Origin of the sequence: Candidatus Protochlamydia naegleriophila, from assembly GCF_001499655.1 — a bacterium.
Classification (GTDB): Bacteria; Chlamydiota; Chlamydiia; order Chlamydiales; family Parachlamydiaceae; genus Protochlamydia; species Protochlamydia naegleriophila.
Genome location: NZ_LN879502.1, coordinates 1836162 through 1852925, shown reverse-complemented (window position 1 = coordinate 1852925; position 16764 = coordinate 1836162). Strand labels below are relative to the sequence as shown.

Below are 16764 nucleotides of genomic sequence, written 5' to 3'. Positions count from 1 at the left end.
GATGAATATTAATGCCGCTTTTCAATGGGAATGCCAGCCTCAAGCTGAGAATTGGATATTAACTGTTGTTCAGGAGGCGATTGATTCAAACCCCGCCATTGCCAAGCTTCAGGATGATTTATTGACTAAAACGAGTACGCGGCTATTCGACTGGATCGATCACGTAGTTGCGGGGTTTTCTTCTGAAACGGAGAAGCAACTGCAGGCCCTTGGATTCGTCCGCCAACACTTCGATTTAGAGTCTGTCATTTATCATCATCCACGCGCTCAGTTACCGCGCATTGTATTAGAAAAAGATCATGCCGCTTTTCACGGATTAGCCATTAGCGTTGATAGTGTGGCAGAATTTCTCATGATGCAAGGGGGAGCCAATCTCGACATTGAGGGCGCCATTTTTGGCAATTATCGTAGCTGCTGTATAAATGTTGCGGGCAAAACGGCTCTTTGGGCGGTAGAAAGACGGGGAACACAAACCCTCATACCAACAAGCGAAGGACCGGGAGTTATTCAGACCTATCATGAAGCGTTGGAGATGTGGCTCAAGCGTTTTCGTGGAGATGAAGATGAGGAAAGGGCCATTAATGAGGCAATCGACCTGGCTGAAAAGCTTGTGACTCTGGTTGGGCAGCATCGAGCAGCTTGGACAGTTCTGGAAGGCGAAAGACGTTATTGGGAGGCTAGAAATACAGCTGGGCAAATTCAAAAAAATCGTCAGGACCGTTTGGGGATGGGTTGGGCCAATCATGACCACCATACATTCCGCTCTTCTAGGCGCTATTTTACCCATCTAGTCCATTTATTCGAAGTTTTAGGATTTACTTGCAGAGAGCGCTTTTATGCCGGTGAAGAGGCTGGATGGGGGGCACAAGTGATGGAAAATCCTATATGCCGGCTCGTTTTATTTCTTGACGTCGATTTAGCGCCGCAAGAGATTGAGGGAGATATTGCGCATGAGCCTTTGCCGGATCTGCCGCAGCTGGGTACTATTGGGCTGTGGTGTGCATTGCATGGGGACTCGATTTTGAAGGCTGGCATGCATCATTTGGAGGCTCAGTTTATGTTCGAAGAGCTTACACATGACTTAGCTCAAGTCGGAGTTAAAATGATGAATCCTTTTAGCTCTTTTCCATACCTTAAGCAAGCTTTTACAGCAGGTGAAATGTGGCAGGTGACCCCAAAACGGGTTCAAGGGCTATTGAAAGAAAATAAAATCTCAGAAGAGCATGCGGCTAAATTTATTTCTCAAGGAGCCATTGGAAGCCATTTAGAGAACCTTCAGAGGCGCGAAGGGTATAAGGGATTCAACCAAAAAAATGTCAGCATCATCATTAAAAAGACAGATCCACGCAGTCAGGAAAAATAAGCAGGGGAATCTTGCATTTGCAAGTCCTAAACATGGTGCTGTCTTAATTCTTCTTTGGTTTGTCTGACAGCTCCTAAAGCCACTGTAGGCGTTAAATCAGGAGGCCTTTCGGCCTCCAACAAACCACCCACAATCCATTCCAGCTAAGCCAGAATGTTGTTAGAGGCCTAAAGGCCGGCTGATCTTAGAGCCTGCCGTGATAGCGATGGATGGAGGAATCAAAAATAAAAGAATTCTGAGAGCCGTTGTTCGAGCTTTATCTGTATAGAATTACCAGGCATTTCTCCATTATTTGCTAATAAGATGTTCTTGGTCTTTGCAAATTATTAATTATTAAAATTCTGGTAGTCCTAAAGATGTAATGCTCGCCTTTGATTGTAGTCACAAATAAAATATTTTAGCATACCTATATGGTTTGCTAGTTTTTTCGAAAAAGAAAGAGTCTTTCTCACCAGTCGAGAGCATCTTTGTCTGAGGGTATTATTAAATCTTTCAATGTAGCTTGTTTTACCTGATTCTTTTCCAACCGGTCGATGTTGAAGCCATGGAATGGTTTCATAGTAAACAGAGAACTTATCTGTATAAAAGATGGCTTTTTTTTTAAGTCTTCGGGCAATTTTTCTAATAAGCATTCAGCTGCTTGTCTTGTTCGCTTACCAACATGCATTGCCAAAACCTGCCGAGTTTTGGAATGAAAAACAAGCCATAACCACTGCTGATTATCTTTTTTTTTAACATAACTCCATTGCTCATCTAACTCAACAAAAGCCACTTCAAGCTCATCAGCACAGGTTACCGTCGCATTCAGATCACCCGGGAGTTCTTTGATAATTTCATTAATAAATTGCAAAAGCCATGGCATGCTCACATTAAAAATTCGGCAGACCCCCTCAAGAGAAACTCGTTCGAGAAGTGCTTGGCGAATCAACGATCTCTTCTCTTCATTAATTATTTTCTGCTGAGGATCAAGGACAAACTGTCGTCCACAAGCAAGGCATTGGTGATTTTGCTTTCCGTTGTGAATATGACCATTTTTTTTGATCGATGTTGAAGAGCAAGCTGGACATTCTAGAAGCATTGTTTTCCTGGGTTATAAACCAAAGACGAAAACCCAAACGACATCAAAAAGTCAAAGGAAATCTTTTCTCAGCATTACATGTTTAGGACTACCAAAATTCTTTTAAATAAATTAAAATCCGATTAAATTGTTTTGAAATGTTAATTTTTCTGCAATGCTGTTTTTAATAAATAAAAAATAGGAGTTTTATGACCACTATTCAAGGGTTTCCTGTATTAACAGGAGTCAATCAAGGAAGAGAAAGCTTGTTTAATTTTTCTAACCAGGATTCGCTTTCTGTCAATAGTATTGCTGCATGGCTTGGGCATAAGGCTTTATCGGTGATTTGCATTCCATGTAATACTACTGCAACAGTTGTAGGAGCGGTAGGAATGGCCGTTACGGGGGCAACGCTCGGAGCTTTGAAGGTTGGTATTTTTGCTGCAACTTTGGGGAATGTCAAGCCCTCATTTCCATCAGGATTTCTTTGGTTTGGTGAGCGGGCAGCTAAAGCCTCCTCAGATTTAGTTGTGAATACGTATGAGTTGCTGTACGATGTGGGCAATCTTTTTTATCAAGGCTACCGTCTGCTAAAGTGGATTGCAGAGAGAATTAATCTTGGTGGTTTTGTGAAAATGGCTCTGAATGCTATTGCAGATGTTTTTAAGTTTTTTATAGAAAAATTTTATCACCTATGATTGAAAATGTTTTGGTGCCTACCATAGAATTTGTTGTAAGGCGTATCGATGCAGGCTTGAAAAAAGCAGTTGAATCAGAGGTGCCTTGTCAGATGAATGAAAGTACGCCTTTTCTTATTAAACCGATGAACGATATAGCCAAAGAGACGCGGATCGATTGGAGTTCCCAAGAGCGCTTGTTAAGTACAATTGCCAAACACTATGCCATATCAATTGTAAACATCCCTGTTAATGCTGCAGCTGCGATCTGTTTTACTGCAACATCGATTCTTCTCTCAGCTGCTTTTGTTGGAAAGGCTTCACTCTATGCTGCAACCAATGTGAATATTGCAATACCTACTTTTGCAGGGCACTCCATCAGGGCCGCAGCTTCAACTAGCTTCAATACGATTGCGGATGTTGCGACAGATGCTGCGGATCCGTTTGTTTTGATCTACAAAACAGCTTGTACATTAAGGCTCAATCGAGTCATGGCAACAGCCTTAGATGTACTCTTATATATTCCTGAAGCAGTATTCAGCTAGTTTTTGATTACGAGGTTTACGCCTTTATAATCTAGCTTATTTAGCGCAATAGATGCCTTGATAAGTAAGGGTGAGTAGTTTTTATACTCATTCTTCTTTTTTAGAAACTAACTAGCCATTCTTTCTTGAATTATCATTGATTCATTTTATCAAACAGCAATCATAAAAACAAGTTGTTAAAAATGGTTCTTCACGTACTTACAGAGTAGATTAAGTGGAAATAGAAAGCGAAATAGCTAAAAAATAATTTTGCATTACTGATTAGAGAGATAGATGTATGAGCCTTTACAATTTGAGTCTAATTTTTATAAAATTGCATAGCATTTTTTGTTAATTTTCTTGCAATTAATAGAGCATAAGCCTAACTTGCTCAGTTTAAATTTAAATTAAAGTTTTTATTTTTTGATGAAGCCATAGAATATTTGAGAATTAAAAAACTCAGACTTATCAAAAAATGGCATTATATTATAGATGGTTTATCACATGCAATCCTACCCAAAAATAGTTCTAGTTGGATTAGGCCCTTTTAGTAAGAGGAATTATTTTGAACTATTCAAGAGACATCAATTCCAGCCCGAATTTATTATCGATTTAGAAAGTAAAAGATCAGAGTTAACGCGTTTTTTAGATTGCAATGGTTTTCAAATTCCATTCTATCTGATTCCTGAAGAGTATCGAGATTGTGAAATACTACCAGATCAACAAAAGCGAATGATCTTGCAATTGTTAAAAAAGCATGATATCACGCATGCGATTGTGGCAACGGAGCCTAAAGCGCACTATGCCTATCTTGATTTCTTTATTGAGAATGGAATTCACGTACAAGTTGAGAAACCCCTCACAGCTCCAGAGTTTGCTTCCATTTCAATGAGTGCGGCTGAAAAAATTGAAAAGGACTATAACACGCTTTTGCAGAAAATTGAAGAGAGTCCGACACCAAACTTAAGGATTGAGATTCAATGCCAGAGGAGATATCACCCGGTATATCAATTTATTCAAGAGCAGATAGAGTCTTTTGTCCGTGAGTTTGATGTTCCTTTAACCTATTGCGATATTTATCATTGCGATGGGATGTGGAATATGCCGAATGAATTTTTAGAGCGTGAAAATCATCCCTACAAATACGGCTATGGCAAGCTTCTCCATAGCGGTTATCATTTCATTGATTTATTGGGAGTCTTGCTAAAGAGCAGCTTCAAATATTGCAGTAAGACGCCTACCTGTGCTGAATATTATGGTACGGGGTTTTCCCCATTGGATTCTTTGGGTGCTGTTAATCAAAAAGACTATGAGCGATTTTTCGGCCACAAGAAATACGCTGAAATCTTTGAGGATCCTTATGCATTTGGCTTTTCCAGATTTGGTGAGCTCGACTTTTTTTCGATTCTTCAGTTATTTCAAGGCGACAGGAAGCTGTCTGTTTGCAATCTGAACTTATTGCAAACTGGATTTTGCAGGCGGAAGTCGAGCGTGCTTCCAGAGGATACTTATAAAAATAATGGACGTCTTCGGCATGAGAGATTGAATTTGCAATTTGGGCCTTTACTCAACATACAAGTGCACAGCTATCTTTCCCAAAGCCCAAATGAGGTGAGTTTTGAAGATCCGATTTCTGTTGGGCACGAGCTTCATTTCGATGTCATGATCTTTAGAAATTCAGATTTGATCGGCGGCAAGCCTTTTGAAATTTATCATTCAGATGATTTTTCCTCGATCAAGAATGGATTTAATGAAATTTCCAGGGAAAGTTGTTTTTTTAATTTTATTAGCAATGAAAAGTCCTTGTCAGATTTACGCGATCACAAGTTGAGCATTCAGCTGTTATCTAAATCTTTGAAGTTGCTCTGTCGCGATCATGCTAATCAGGTTCCCATAGAGAAGTTTGAATTACATCCTTTATGTGAAAAAGCAGTGGTAGTCTAAATTTTAACCTTTGAGGTGATGATGAGTTTCAGAATTTCGGTAGAGTCAGTTATTTATAGACATTTACAGGATATGCCAGGAGAGGTGCTTTTGGTGAAGCGGGCCTCAGATTGTAGAGTGGCGCCGAATGTCTGGAATGTTCCGGCTGGAAAGGTTGATTTTTTAGAGAGGACCTATGAAGCCGTCGTAAGGGAGACGAGCGAAGAAACGGGGCTAAAGGTCAAAGTAGTGCAGCTTTTGTCAGAAGATGCTTTTGAAATTAGGGTTGGTGATGATAAAGCGTACCGCAACATGTTTACTTACTTGACTCAAGCTACAGATAATGATCAAGAAGTAAAATTGAATAAGGAGCACACGCAATTTAAATGGGTCACTGAAAAAGAGATTCATTCGGAAGAATATGCTTCCTTGATGCCTCGTTTGAAGCAGATTATTTTAGAGGTCTTCAAGAGTCATGAATAGTCTTACAACTACGCTTCCCGTCTCCTATGAAGTTGGGGAAAAATATTTTAATTATCGAACGTGCGGAATCGCTCTCAATGATGGGCGTGTGCTGGCTGTTAAAATTTCGCCCTATGACTTTTGGCTCTTTCCTGGCGGGCGAGTGGAGTTTATGGAGTCGTCGCAAGTGGCATTGGAAAGGGAGATTAAAGAAGAATTGAAGATTCCTTGCCGCGTTGAGCGGCCCTTGTGGATAGTAGAAGATTTTTATAGTTTCGAAAATCAAAAGGTCCATGAGTTGGGCTATTACTATCTCATCGATTTTCCAAGCAATAAAGAGATCTATGAGAAGAAAGAAGAATGGTCTGTCTATGAAGAAGAAAAAATTAATGAAAGGGCAAAGACGCTAACATTTCGATGGTTGCCATTGAACCATCTGGAATCGGTCGATCTTCGTCCCGGCTATATCAAAACTCGGCTTAGTGCTTTACCCGATAACACTGAGCACTTAATTATTGATTCTAAATAATGAGGCTTCACTTGAAAATAGTAACCTTTCAGGGTCCTTTGGAAATAGCTTCACAATTAAGTGAAGCATTGAGAATGGATGTGGTGGTTGTTGATCATGCAACACCGCTTCCTGTTCGAGATACAATTCTTGTGGGCCCATTAGCCTTTGAGCGTTTTGCCAATGCCGATTGCAAAATTCTATTGCATGAGGCAGGGCACGCTGTGGAAAATCCATTCTCTATAGAGTCTGGGATGTTGATCTGGAGGTATTGCCCGTCAGATGAAACCTCTATGGCTTCATTGGTGCGCTGGGTGAAGCATCATTTATATGGAACGCCTCTTTTGGTCTCTGTCATCATTCCTGCATATAATCGACAGGATCATCTTCGCTTTTGTTTAGAGGCGCTTTTTAAGCAAAATCTTTCTCCAGATTCATATGAAGTTATAGTTGTAGATGACGGCTCAAGCGATGCAACAGCTGAAGTGGCAGAGAGTTTTCCCACAAAGACTATTCGCACGTCCAACCGCGGACCGGGAGCTGCCCGAAACGTGGGAATAGAAGCTGCTAAAGGGGACATTTTAATTTTCTTAGATGCCGACATTCTAGTTGAAAATGATTATCTGGATCAAATATGCCAACGCTTTCGTCTTTCGAATTCCCTCCTTTTATTGGGAGCCAGGCGCCATTTGCCGCCGGGGCATACAAATGCTGAATCGGGGGGATATAATTTAGATAGCCGGGAAAAACTTTTAAGAAGGTATTCTTTTTGCCTCAGTCATTTAAATTGTCCTTGGAGCCTTGCCTATACATGCAACTTTTCAATTACAAAGCACTTTTTAGGAAGTATCAGATTTGATGAAAGTTTTGTCGGGTGGGGATTGGAGGATATAGACTTTGCTTATCGCCTTCATCAGCAAGGTGCCCATTTCATCTTTTCTAAGAGAATATGTGGCTATCATCTATATCATGACCGCCAACTCACGATGAATAGATATCTAAGCTGGTTGCAAAACTTGGAACTCTTTTTAAAAAAACATTCAGGAGATAAGGCACAAGGCTTTAGCCTCTTCAAGCAAGTCTTTCATCCAGAGATAAAGGCTAACTATTTTGATGTCTTTGATCAATTTGAAAATAGCCTTTCCTGCAGACAGCATATAGACGTATACGATTTTGCGAATGCTGAAGGCGATCCCATTGATTGGATCAAGCAAAAATGCCAAGAAGCGACAAAAGATTTCGTCCTTTTAAGCAGTTCCTCAAATGCAGCATTGGATGTTTACGTTCCCTTTTTTAAACATCCTAGGATCAAGTCGTATCTACCGAACGAAGATTGGAAACAAGCCCTATGCCAAAACTAGAGACAATGCTGCCTCTGCATTTTGGGTGGATTAATCTTGTTTTAGATATTCCTGATGGAGAGATCAAAGCCTTAGTTGTTTTTTGCCATGGTTTGACAGGGGATCGCTCCGGCCCACAACGAATTTTAACAGCGTGGGGAAAGACTTTAGCGGAACAACACTATTTAGTGGCCCGGTTTGACTTTAGGGGATCGGGGGATTCTTCCGGAGCGTTTGAAAAGACAACTTTTGCTCAAATGGAAGAAGATTTGGAAGCTGTAATTGACTGGTGCCGCGCCCATTATTCATTTCCCCACATCATTTTGGCAGGATTAAGTTTGGGTGGCGTTGTAGCCTCGAATGCGTTGAAAAAATATAAAGAGTGCAAAGCGATTTGTTTGTTCAATAGCGATGTGCGAAATGCTCCGCCTTTTGACCTTTGCTGCGATCCTCTGCCGATCAGAGAGGGACAGTTTTTTTTGCATAAGCAATTTTTTGAAGAACGCCTGTCCCTTTTTCCTGAACAAACCTTAGCCCATTCGAATGCGCACCGCTTTTTGTTTTATGGGGATGGGGATATGAAAATTAGGCAGCTTGTAGAGACGTTAGAGCCGATAGGGGTACGTACGATTAAAATTAAAAATTCAGGGCATCTTTTCGAATCGTTACAAGCCCGTTCTTTAGCGATTAATAAAATGGTAGAAGCATTAGAACTCTTGAGTGAAAGGTAGTAATATGAATAATATGAGTCCCCTTTGTTTGTGTTTGATTGTAAAGAATGAAGCAAAATATCTTAGAAAGTGTGTAGACAGTGTGAAGAACATTGTTTCTCAAGTTGTCATTGTCGATACAGGATCTACCGACGAAACTCTTGAAATTGCACAATTGCTGACAACTGACTGTTATCAAATCAACTTTCAGAACGATTTTAGCCAGGCACGCAACTATGCTCTCCAATACGTTAAGACTCCTTGGGTCTTGTTTTTAGATGCAGATGAAAGTTTTGAGAGTATAGATGCAGATAACCTTCTCGATTATATAAAGCAGGCCCCATCTTCAGTTTGGGGATGTCAATTAACACGTTACAATTTCTTTGGAACAGGCGGATGGTACACTTCAAAGAATCTTAAGGCCTTCAGAAACACTCCATCTATTAGATATGAAGGAACTGTCAGCGAGTCTGTCACTCAATCTATCAAAAGAAATGGAGGCGAAATCGTTGATGCTCCCGTTTTATTAAATCATTATGGTCATTGCAGAAGCATTGAAAACCGTAATATCAAGGCCCATTACTACTTTAAACTGATGCATGGGGAAATTGATAAGCAGCCGAACAATAGCCGCCTAATGGGATATATGGGAATGATTTTGCGCACGCTGGGCCGCTTTGATGAAGCATTGGAGATTGCCAAAAAAGGAGTCTCGCTTACGCCTGACTCTGCCCATTCTCACTATTGTCTCGCACAAGTTTTAAGATCTACTGGAAGTGTTGAAGAGGCTCTACATCACTACAAGAAAGCCATGGAATGCAATCCAAATGATCCGATGATTTTGAATATGATCGGACTCATGAATATGTCACTTAAGCGCTATGACGGGGCAGAAGAGGCTTTTTTAAGAGCTTACCATTTGAATCCACTGTTAGTTCATATCTATGTCAATCTAGGCCTTCTTTATCAGCTTAAAGGTGACATTGCTACTGCCTTACAGTACTTTGAAAAGGTTGTAGAAAGGAATAAAGGCTTTTTGCATGAAGATTTTGCTTCACGCTTGGAGTGCGATCCTTATCGCGAGTTTTACTACGAAACAATTTTTAAATACTGCGGGTTGGGATATCACATCGCCTACTGCAAAGAGAGAATAGGTAATAGCCAGGCTGTCTATTATCATGGCTATGAATATGCCCAGGCGTAATTTTTCTTTTCCAAAAGATTTCCTTTGGGGAACGGCAACTTCTGCTTATCAAATCGAAGGTGGAGTTAAATTGAGTAACCGGCAGGATTCTATTTGGGATACTTTTTGCCGGTATCCAGGCAATATTTTGAATGGAGAAAACGGTGATATTGCTTGCGGTCACTATCAGCGCTGGGAAGATGATATCATCTTGATGAGCAAGCTTGGAATCAAGGCTTACCGTTTTTCCATTGCTTGGACCCGGATAATCCCAGAGGAAACTGGGGCTATTAATTCTGAAGGATTGAATTTTTATGATCGATTGATCGACACCCTATTGAAGTATGGGATTGAGCCGATCATTACACTATATCATTGGGATTTACCAGAAAGATTGCAAAAACAAGGCGGATGGGCTTCTAGGGGCGTTATTGAACCATTTCTTCATTATGCATTAACCTGTTTTTCTCATTTTAGCGATCGAGTAAAAATTTGGATCACTCACAACGAGCCTTGGGTGATCGCCATGCTTGGATATCGTTGGGGCATTCATGCTCCAGGAGTGAAGGATGTACAGCATTCGCTGCAGGCTGCGCATCATTTGCTGCTTTCTCATGGAATGGTTGTTGAAGCCATGCGAGCCCATTCTCCAAATTTTTTAGGGAAAATCGGGATAGCCTTGAACTTAAGTCCAGTTTATCCGATTGATCCGAGTAAAGAGGCGGATCAATTAGCCGCTAAGCAGTATGGATGGATGTTGAATGATTTTTTCTTAGATGCCTTATTCCTTGGAGCTTATCCACAGGAAATTTTAGCTAAGTATCCTGAGCTGAATCAAATCATTCAGGCTGAAGATATGAAACGCATTTGCGTGCCTTTAGATTTTTTAGGCATTAACTACTATACGCGGACCCTTGTTAAAGGCTTTGAAAAAGAGGGGCAATTGGAGTCTGAAGTTGTGGCGCTTCCAAATGCGCATTCAACAATGTGGGAGTTTTATCCTCAGGGGCTTAGTGAAATCATAGAATGGGTTTGGGAGCGTTATCATCCTCGAGAAATCATGATCACCGAAAATGGAACAGCACTTGATGATGAGTTGAGCGCCACCCAAGAGGTATTGGATGACCGTCGAATTGAGTATTTTCAGGCCCATCTTCAAGAGCTGCACAAGTTGATCGATCGATCGATTCCAATTTCTGGCTACTTCGCATGGTCTCTTTTGGATAATTTTGAATGGAGTTTTGGTTATCAAAAAAGATTTGGATTAGTTTATGTTGATTTTCCTACGTTAAAAAGAATCCCAAAAAAAAGTGCAACTTGGTTTGGAAGTGTCTCAAAAAACAATGCTATCGCAATTAATTGAATTCCAAGTGGGAGCAGGCGCCTTTTACTGCCTTGAAGAATTACCTTCTCATTTACCAAATGGCAAGGCGATCGTTTTTCTTCACGGCCTTGGAGAAAATCGCTCAGGCTTAAATTATCTTTTCCATGAAATGTCTGAAAGGTTTACTTCTGATGGATTTGCTGTTTATCGATTCGATCTGGCAGGCTGCGGGGAAAGCTCCTTACCGCTATTATTTCAAGTGTGGCAGGAACAGCTGGCTGTTGTCGTTAATTATTTAGAAAAGTATCAAGCTGTCCATCTGATTGCGCGAGGAGTGTCATCCTATCTGCTCCCTAAATATCAAACGGGCAATATTGCAATTGGACCCATTGTCGCTCACTATTTTTGCGAACAATATCCCCAAATTCCTGTTGAGCAGCATGAAAAAGTATGGATTCCGCAAACAGACGCGTCTTGCAATCTTGAAAGGGATTATTTTTGGTTTGGTTTAGGCGTTGAAGCGGGATGCTTGGGCGGATTTTATCTAACGAAAGAATTCCTGATCGAACTCGAACAAGCTATTTTTCCCATTCCTAAAGAGTGGTCTGTTATCTATTCAGGAAAACATTGGCCCCATTCTCTGCCTTCTTGGGCCCATCTTCTGAGCGAATGTCATCCCTTGTTTGTTTACCAAGATGATCGTGCAGTACTCTATAACAAATTAACCGGGTTATTAAATGCCTCAACTTAGTCGATGGTTTAAATGCGTATTCCCTATTGATCGAAGTGAATACATCAAATTTTTTCTCCTAGCAACTATTTGTTTTCTTGTATGTACCAACTATACGCTACTGAGAACGATCAAAGAAACGCTCGTGATCACCAAACCAGAAATGGGCATTCAAATTATCCCTTTCTTACGAACTTGGATGCTGATGCCTATCATGCTTTTCTTTGTTAAGATGTATGCTTTTTTGAGCGCACGCTATAAGCAGGCGGATGTTTGTTATAGTTTAATTGGTTTTTTTCTCGCTTTCTATTTGCTCTTTATTTTTATTTTTTATCCATATGAAGAATTCTTCCGGCTCGATCGATTAGGCAACTGGATTTCAAGTTGGCACATTCCCTTTTCTGAACAATTTGGAGCCATGGTTCGCTATTGGATTTTTTCAATTTATTACTGTTTATCGGAGGTCTGGGGAACTTTAGTCGTTTTAATTCTGTTTTGGGGTGTCAGTAATCGCTCCAATACCGTTGAGGAAGCAAAAAGATTTTACAGTCCCATCTTACTAATCACCAACCTTTCAGGCTTTTTCGCTTCTCAAATTTCGCTTTTCTTTTCAAAAAGCTCTTTTAGGGACGTTTTGTTTGGAGGCCAGAATATTTGGAGTGCAACTCTTCTTTCTATTACTCTATGTGTTTGCTTTTTTACAGTTGCGATTCTCTTTTTATTTTATCTCTTTTTTCAACGATTTGCTAATGACTCCAAACCATCTTTTCGGAAAGAGCATTCTGTTACTAAAGAGGAAATGACTTTGACTAATCTTATTAGAACCATGTTTAATAACAAAATGTTTTTGTTGTTATCAATCATGGTTTTTTCCTATTTCTTCACTTCTGCGATTATGGAAATTACATGGAAATATTATCTGCAGCAGCTTTATCCTAATTCGAACGATTTCAATGATTATTTGAGTCATTGCACAATGTATATTAGTCTGATATCTGTATTTCTAGCCTTGGGTGTAACAGGCAACCTGATTCGAAAATTTTCTTGGAGGATGAATGCCTTGATCACACCGGTGGCTTTATTCATTCCCTTATTCTTTTTAGTTGTAAGCAACTTTTATTATGAGATCGACCCCTATTATCGAGCTTTTTTTGGGGCCTTGTACTATTGCTTAAGTCGGATTTGTAAATTCACCTTTTTTGATTTATCAAAAGAGGTTGCTACCGTAGAGTTTTCCGCAGTTGAACAAATAAAAATCAAAACAGCCGTTGATGGAATTGTTCCAAAATTTGCCAAGACCGGTGAATCTATCCTATTACAGTTACTTTTGGTCTTCTTTCATTCGTTTGCATTAATCATTCCTACGATTTTGATTTTGATGTTTGTCGTTCACTTTTTATGGGCTTATTCCACAGCAGAGATTAAAATAAAACATTTTGCACCAGAAGGAAATGTATGAAAAACAGTCGATGGATCACACTCATCCGCCATGGGGAAACGATTTGGAACAAAGAAAAGCTTCTTCAAGGAAGAAAAGACATTTCTTTATCCGACAGAGGAATCGAACAAGCTTATGAGATGGCTGATTATTTCAAGAGCTCTCCATTTGACTTTGTGGGAGCCTCTCCTCTTAAGAGAACGCAGCAGACAGCTTCGATTATTTCCGAAGTGTTAAATGTTCCCATGCATACACTTGAAGGCTTGATGCCAAGGTCTTATGGCCCTTGGGAGGGTAAAAGCATTGACGATATTAGAGAGCAAAATAAGTCTCTTTTTTTGCAGTTGAGCAAGTGTTCCAAAGAGGAGGTTTTTCTGAAGGCTCCATTAGAATCGATCGAAAGCTATGATGCTGTTTCAAAAAGGGTTTTGCCTACAATTTCTCAAATTCAAAGCAATGCCCTGCTTATCACACATAGCGGCGTCATTACCTCTCTTTGTTTGGCTCTTAAGCTAGAAACTCTTCATATTCCTTTGCTAGAGCAAACAGGCTATGTAAAGCTTAGGGTTTCTGATGAAGGAATAGCCATTGAGGATGTGAAGGGCTTAATAGTGCCAAAGCAGCTGACGAGTGAAGCTAGAGAGCCGGTTTTTATTTTTTAAGCCGGGCTCTTTCCTCTAAAAGCTCTGCCTCAGAACATTTGATAAGCTCTTTGAGAAGGGGATGCGGAGAATAGTCTTCGCATATTTCATACACTCCTCTAGTAATTGTGCGACAAGGCAATCCAAAAACAAGATCCTGATCGAATTCGAAAGGGTTACTTGATGAGTACATGCCTGTACAGAAAAAAGAGTTTTGGGCTGTTGGGACAATTAACGCCTTCATGGCCTCGATTGCTGCATAGGCAGCGGACGCACAAGAGGAAAGGCCCATGTTTTGGGTGATTGCCATTCCTCTCTTTTGAACAGCATGAATAAAGTGGGATGATAGCCAATTGTTATCTACAAGTAAACTAATGGGAGAGGCCATTATTTTTACATGAGACCAATCAGGAACAACTCTAGGGGAATGATTTCCCCATATGAGCATATGTTCTACGTCTTGCGACAGGCACTGAGCTTTCTCTGCGATGAACTGACGTGCGCGATTGAGATCCAGCCTCATCATGGAGTGGAAATTCATCGGAGGAATGTTAGGAGCCGCTTTGATTAGGGCTAGCGTGTTTGTGTTGCAAGGATTGGCTACCATCAAAAATAATGTCTGATGAGAACAAACGCGATTAATCGTCTCTCCTTGCAGAGTTAATGCTTCCCAATTTTCAGCTTGAACAAGAGCTCTAGTTTTTGGATCATGGCAGGTTTTTGCCCCACAGAAAAAGACATAATCCGCGCCTGTAAAAGCGCAATCTAAGTCATGCGTATAGTGGACGGCTCGCAATAAAGGGAAAATAGAGTCTTCTAATTCCATTTGAATGCCGCGGCATTTTTGCTGATTCGATTCTTTCTCCAGCATACATAAAATAATGGGCTGATCGGCTCCAAGTAATAGGCCTTGAGCTATTAAAAAGACGAGCTGATAGCCTATGCGTCCAGAGGCTCCTGTGATGACAACTTTTTTAGGGGCGATCATGTGTCATAAATCGGGTATAATTTTGCAGGCATTCTTCGAGGGAACCGGAAGTACTAAACTCTATAGAGGGGAATATTGTCTGTGCAAGGCGGTAGGCCTTTTCAGTGACCAGATGAAACTCCTCTAATCTTTTTCGAGCTATTGCTTCATTGTCATTCGAACGGATTTTTAGCTGAGCAAAGCATGAATCGCAAATATTGGCTTGCTTAGGCGGGCATGAGTAATCATTGTAGATGCGGGCACATTTTCCGCAAATTGATCGGGAGAGTATCCTCTTTTCACACGTTGCATCGTCGGCATACAGTCCGATTAAAAGGACTTGTCCGCTGAGGTTGTATTGTTGGAATAGGTTGTGGATGAAATAAACGGATTCTTCAGTACGCGGAAAGCCGTCGATAATCACAGGAGTTTTATTTTGCAAAAACGGGATCAGATGTTTTGAAACTAGAGCTTGAATCATGGCCTCTTCTAGGAAATCTCCTTTTCGAAGGCACTCATCAGCTTGTTTACCAATTTCGGTTTGCAAACTGATCTCTTCACGAACGACGTCTCCGACACTCAAATGCGAATAGCCGTACTGTTCATGAATATACTGTGAAAAAGTCCCTTTTCCGGTTCCTGGAGGGCCGAACACAACAAAAATGGGTTCGAGTGCAGAAAGATGAGAACAGGCATAAAGAAGAAAAAAGACAATCCGTATTATCATAAAGCTCCGTTTTCAATACCTTTTAGTTTATTTATTTCTAAAACTTTTGTTTTGAATTCTTGAGGGGAGTAATACCCCATGCCTTTCAGACGGTGATTTAAAGCAAGTGTCTCTATTAAAAGGACGACATCACGGCCTGGCTTGATATGTAGCGTGTGAAAGGGAAGCTTAATACCCAAGATGGTGGTAAATTTATCTTCCAGGCCAGAGCGATCATAAAAGTGTTCTTGCTCCTTCCATTGTTCCAGCCGTAGGACGATATCGATCGTTTTTTGAACGCCCACACACACCGTTCCATGCAAGTTCGCGGCATTGATGATGCCGATTCCTCGAATTTCCATATGGTGGCGGTCCAGAGGATTTCCCGATCCTTCCAGGTAGAATCCTTCTTTTACTTTAATTGTTACAAGATCATCCGAAATTAAGCGATGCCCTCTTTCAATTAATCCGAGAGCTGCCTCACTCTTCCCGATGGCAGAATTGCTTTGGATCAGAACACCAACTCCAAATACATCAACGAACGTGCCGTGGCTGCTAATACTTGGAGCAAACTCTTCAGTTAAAATCAAGGTGAGCTTGCTCAAAAGATTCATAGTTGACAGGTTCGTCCTAAACAGCGGGATGCCTTGGCTTTTAGCTAGGGATAACAATTCGCTCGGAGGGCGATAGTTGCGCGCAATAATAATGGCAGGTACATTTCTTTGAATGATTGCTTCCAAATGCAATATTCGGACATCCTGTTCAAGATCTCTCAAATATTCAATTTCTACCTTGCCAAAGACTAAAATGCGCTTTCCAGAATGATTCTTGAGGTAGCCGCTCAAGGTCAATCCCGGACGTTCAGCTTCGGGAATCTTAATAGGTCGATTGATTCCCTCTTCGCCGCCACAAAGCTCTAAATTGAGCGTTTTGCCATGTTGATCATATAGGTCTTTGACAAGATACATTTTTTGATAGACTTATTATTAATTCGAGTTAAGTAGTAACATTAATAATTAAACTGGAATAAGGTCAAAGATGAAGTAACAATCTACCAAAAATGGCAATTAAGTCAAAATAATTTTGATGGATAACTTATCTCGCTAGTGTGGGTAAATCTATCTGCAAGCCCTCATGTTTTTTAGGGAGGGGTGTAGAGGCTGAAAAATCTGGTAAGCCGGCTTCCTTTTATTTGAGATGTTATTCGCAAA

General features: G+C 40.6%; 17 protein-coding genes. 13 read left to right on the top strand and 4 right to left on the bottom strand.

The genetic code is table 11. The features are described from left to right. The first annotated feature begins 1 nt into the window (after window position 1). Window positions 2-1363 carry a hypothetical protein gene (locus PNK_RS07775; RefSeq protein WP_032124231.1) on the top strand — a complete coding sequence of 454 codons (1362 nt, stop codon included), beginning with the start codon at window positions 2-4 and terminating at the stop codon, window positions 1361-1363. A 350-nt stretch (window positions 1364-1713) separates the two neighbouring features. On the opposite strand, the gene PNK_RS07770 is transcribed toward PNK_RS07775, so the two are convergent. Continuing rightward, window positions 1714-2441, bottom strand: a protein-coding gene (locus PNK_RS07770) for an IS1 family transposase (RefSeq protein WP_197560202.1) whose coding sequence is annotated in 2 segments (ribosomal slippage) — window positions 1714-1970 and window positions 1970-2441 — 729 coding nt in all. Because the reading frame shifts where the segments join, the coding sequence is not laid out codon by codon here. Between the two features lie 188 nt (window positions 2442-2629). On the opposite strand from PNK_RS07770, the gene PNK_RS07765 reads away from it, so the two are divergent. The 12 genes from PNK_RS07765 to PNK_RS07710 all read left to right on the top strand — a co-directional run bounded on the left by PNK_RS07765 (window position 2630) and on the right by PNK_RS07710 (window position 13901). Then, a complete protein-coding gene (locus tag PNK_RS07765) occupies window positions 2630-3118 on the top strand; it encodes a hypothetical protein (protein WP_059061320.1) in 489 nt (162 codons plus the stop codon). After that, complete coding sequence (locus tag PNK_RS07760) at window positions 3115-3642, top strand: hypothetical protein (protein WP_059061317.1); 528 nt, start codon at window positions 3115-3117, stop codon at window positions 3640-3642. The genes PNK_RS07765 and PNK_RS07760 overlap by 4 nt, the downstream gene beginning before the upstream one ends. Window positions 3643-4125: 483 nt before the next feature. Next, window positions 4126-5565 (top strand): Gfo/Idh/MocA family oxidoreductase, encoded by a 1440-nt coding sequence (locus PNK_RS07755; protein ID WP_032124233.1) that lies wholly within the window; start codon window positions 4126-4128, stop codon window positions 5563-5565. A gap of 18 nt (window positions 5566-5583) precedes the next feature. Next, a complete protein-coding gene (locus PNK_RS07750) occupies window positions 5584-6027 on the top strand; it encodes an NUDIX domain-containing protein (protein WP_032124234.1) in 444 nt (147 codons plus the stop codon). Next, window positions 6020-6535, top strand: a complete 516-nt coding sequence (locus tag PNK_RS07745; RefSeq protein WP_032124235.1) for an NUDIX hydrolase — start codon at window positions 6020-6022, stop codon at window positions 6533-6535. Before PNK_RS07750 ends, PNK_RS07745 begins: the two co-directional genes overlap by 8 nt. 11 nt (window positions 6536-6546) lie before the next feature. Beyond that, on the top strand, window positions 6547-7875 hold the full coding sequence (locus PNK_RS07740; RefSeq protein WP_158021748.1) for a glycosyltransferase family 2 protein: 1329 nt from the start codon (window positions 6547-6549) through the stop codon (window positions 7873-7875). Beyond that, the gene (locus PNK_RS07735; RefSeq protein ID WP_059061313.1) at window positions 7863-8585 is read left to right on the top strand and encodes an alpha/beta hydrolase; all 723 of its coding nucleotides are present in this window, start codon (window positions 7863-7865) and stop codon (window positions 8583-8585) included. Before PNK_RS07740 ends, PNK_RS07735 begins: the two co-directional genes overlap by 13 nt. 4 nt (window positions 8586-8589) lie before the next feature. Continuing rightward, window positions 8590-9768, top strand: a complete 1179-nt coding sequence (locus PNK_RS07730; RefSeq protein ID WP_059061311.1) for a tetratricopeptide repeat protein — start codon at window positions 8590-8592, stop codon at window positions 9766-9768. Then, on the top strand, window positions 9743-11110 hold the full coding sequence (locus PNK_RS07725; RefSeq protein WP_197560201.1) for a GH1 family beta-glucosidase: 1368 nt from the start codon (window positions 9743-9745) through the stop codon (window positions 11108-11110). The genes PNK_RS07730 and PNK_RS07725 overlap by 26 nt, the downstream gene beginning before the upstream one ends. Continuing rightward, the gene (locus PNK_RS07720) at window positions 11076-11822 is read left to right on the top strand and encodes an alpha/beta hydrolase (protein WP_158021747.1); all 747 of its coding nucleotides are present in this window, start codon (window positions 11076-11078) and stop codon (window positions 11820-11822) included. The genes PNK_RS07725 and PNK_RS07720 overlap by 35 nt, the downstream gene beginning before the upstream one ends. Then, window positions 11809-13260, top strand: a complete 1452-nt coding sequence (locus PNK_RS07715) for an Npt1/Npt2 family nucleotide transporter (protein ID WP_079992866.1) — start codon at window positions 11809-11811, stop codon at window positions 13258-13260. The genes PNK_RS07720 and PNK_RS07715 overlap by 14 nt, the downstream gene beginning before the upstream one ends. Then, entirely contained in the window at window positions 13257-13901 is a 645-nt protein-coding gene (locus tag PNK_RS07710) for a histidine phosphatase family protein (protein WP_051981711.1), read from the top strand. Before PNK_RS07715 ends, PNK_RS07710 begins: the two co-directional genes overlap by 4 nt. On the opposite strand, the gene PNK_RS07705 is transcribed toward PNK_RS07710, so the two are convergent. From PNK_RS07705 to hprK, 3 genes are read right to left on the bottom strand one after another with little or no spacing between them, the layout of a single operon-like run. Then, window positions 13891-14868 carry a malate dehydrogenase gene (locus PNK_RS07705; protein ID WP_059061305.1) on the bottom strand — a complete coding sequence of 326 codons (978 nt, stop codon included), beginning with the start codon at window positions 14866-14868 and terminating at the stop codon, window positions 13891-13893. The two genes, PNK_RS07710 and PNK_RS07705, sit on opposite strands and share 11 nt — an antisense overlap. Continuing rightward, window positions 14855-15574: an adenylate kinase family protein gene (locus tag PNK_RS07700; RefSeq protein ID WP_032124240.1), complete on the bottom strand. Its 720-nt coding sequence runs from the start codon at window positions 15572-15574 to the stop codon at window positions 14855-14857. Before PNK_RS07700 ends, PNK_RS07705 begins: the two co-directional genes overlap by 14 nt. Beyond that, window positions 15571-16521, bottom strand: coding sequence for an HPr(Ser) kinase/phosphatase (gene hprK / locus PNK_RS07695; RefSeq protein WP_059061304.1), 951 nt, complete (start codon window positions 16519-16521; stop codon window positions 15571-15573). Before hprK ends, PNK_RS07700 begins: the two co-directional genes overlap by 4 nt. Window positions 16522-16764: the final 243 nt, after the last annotated feature.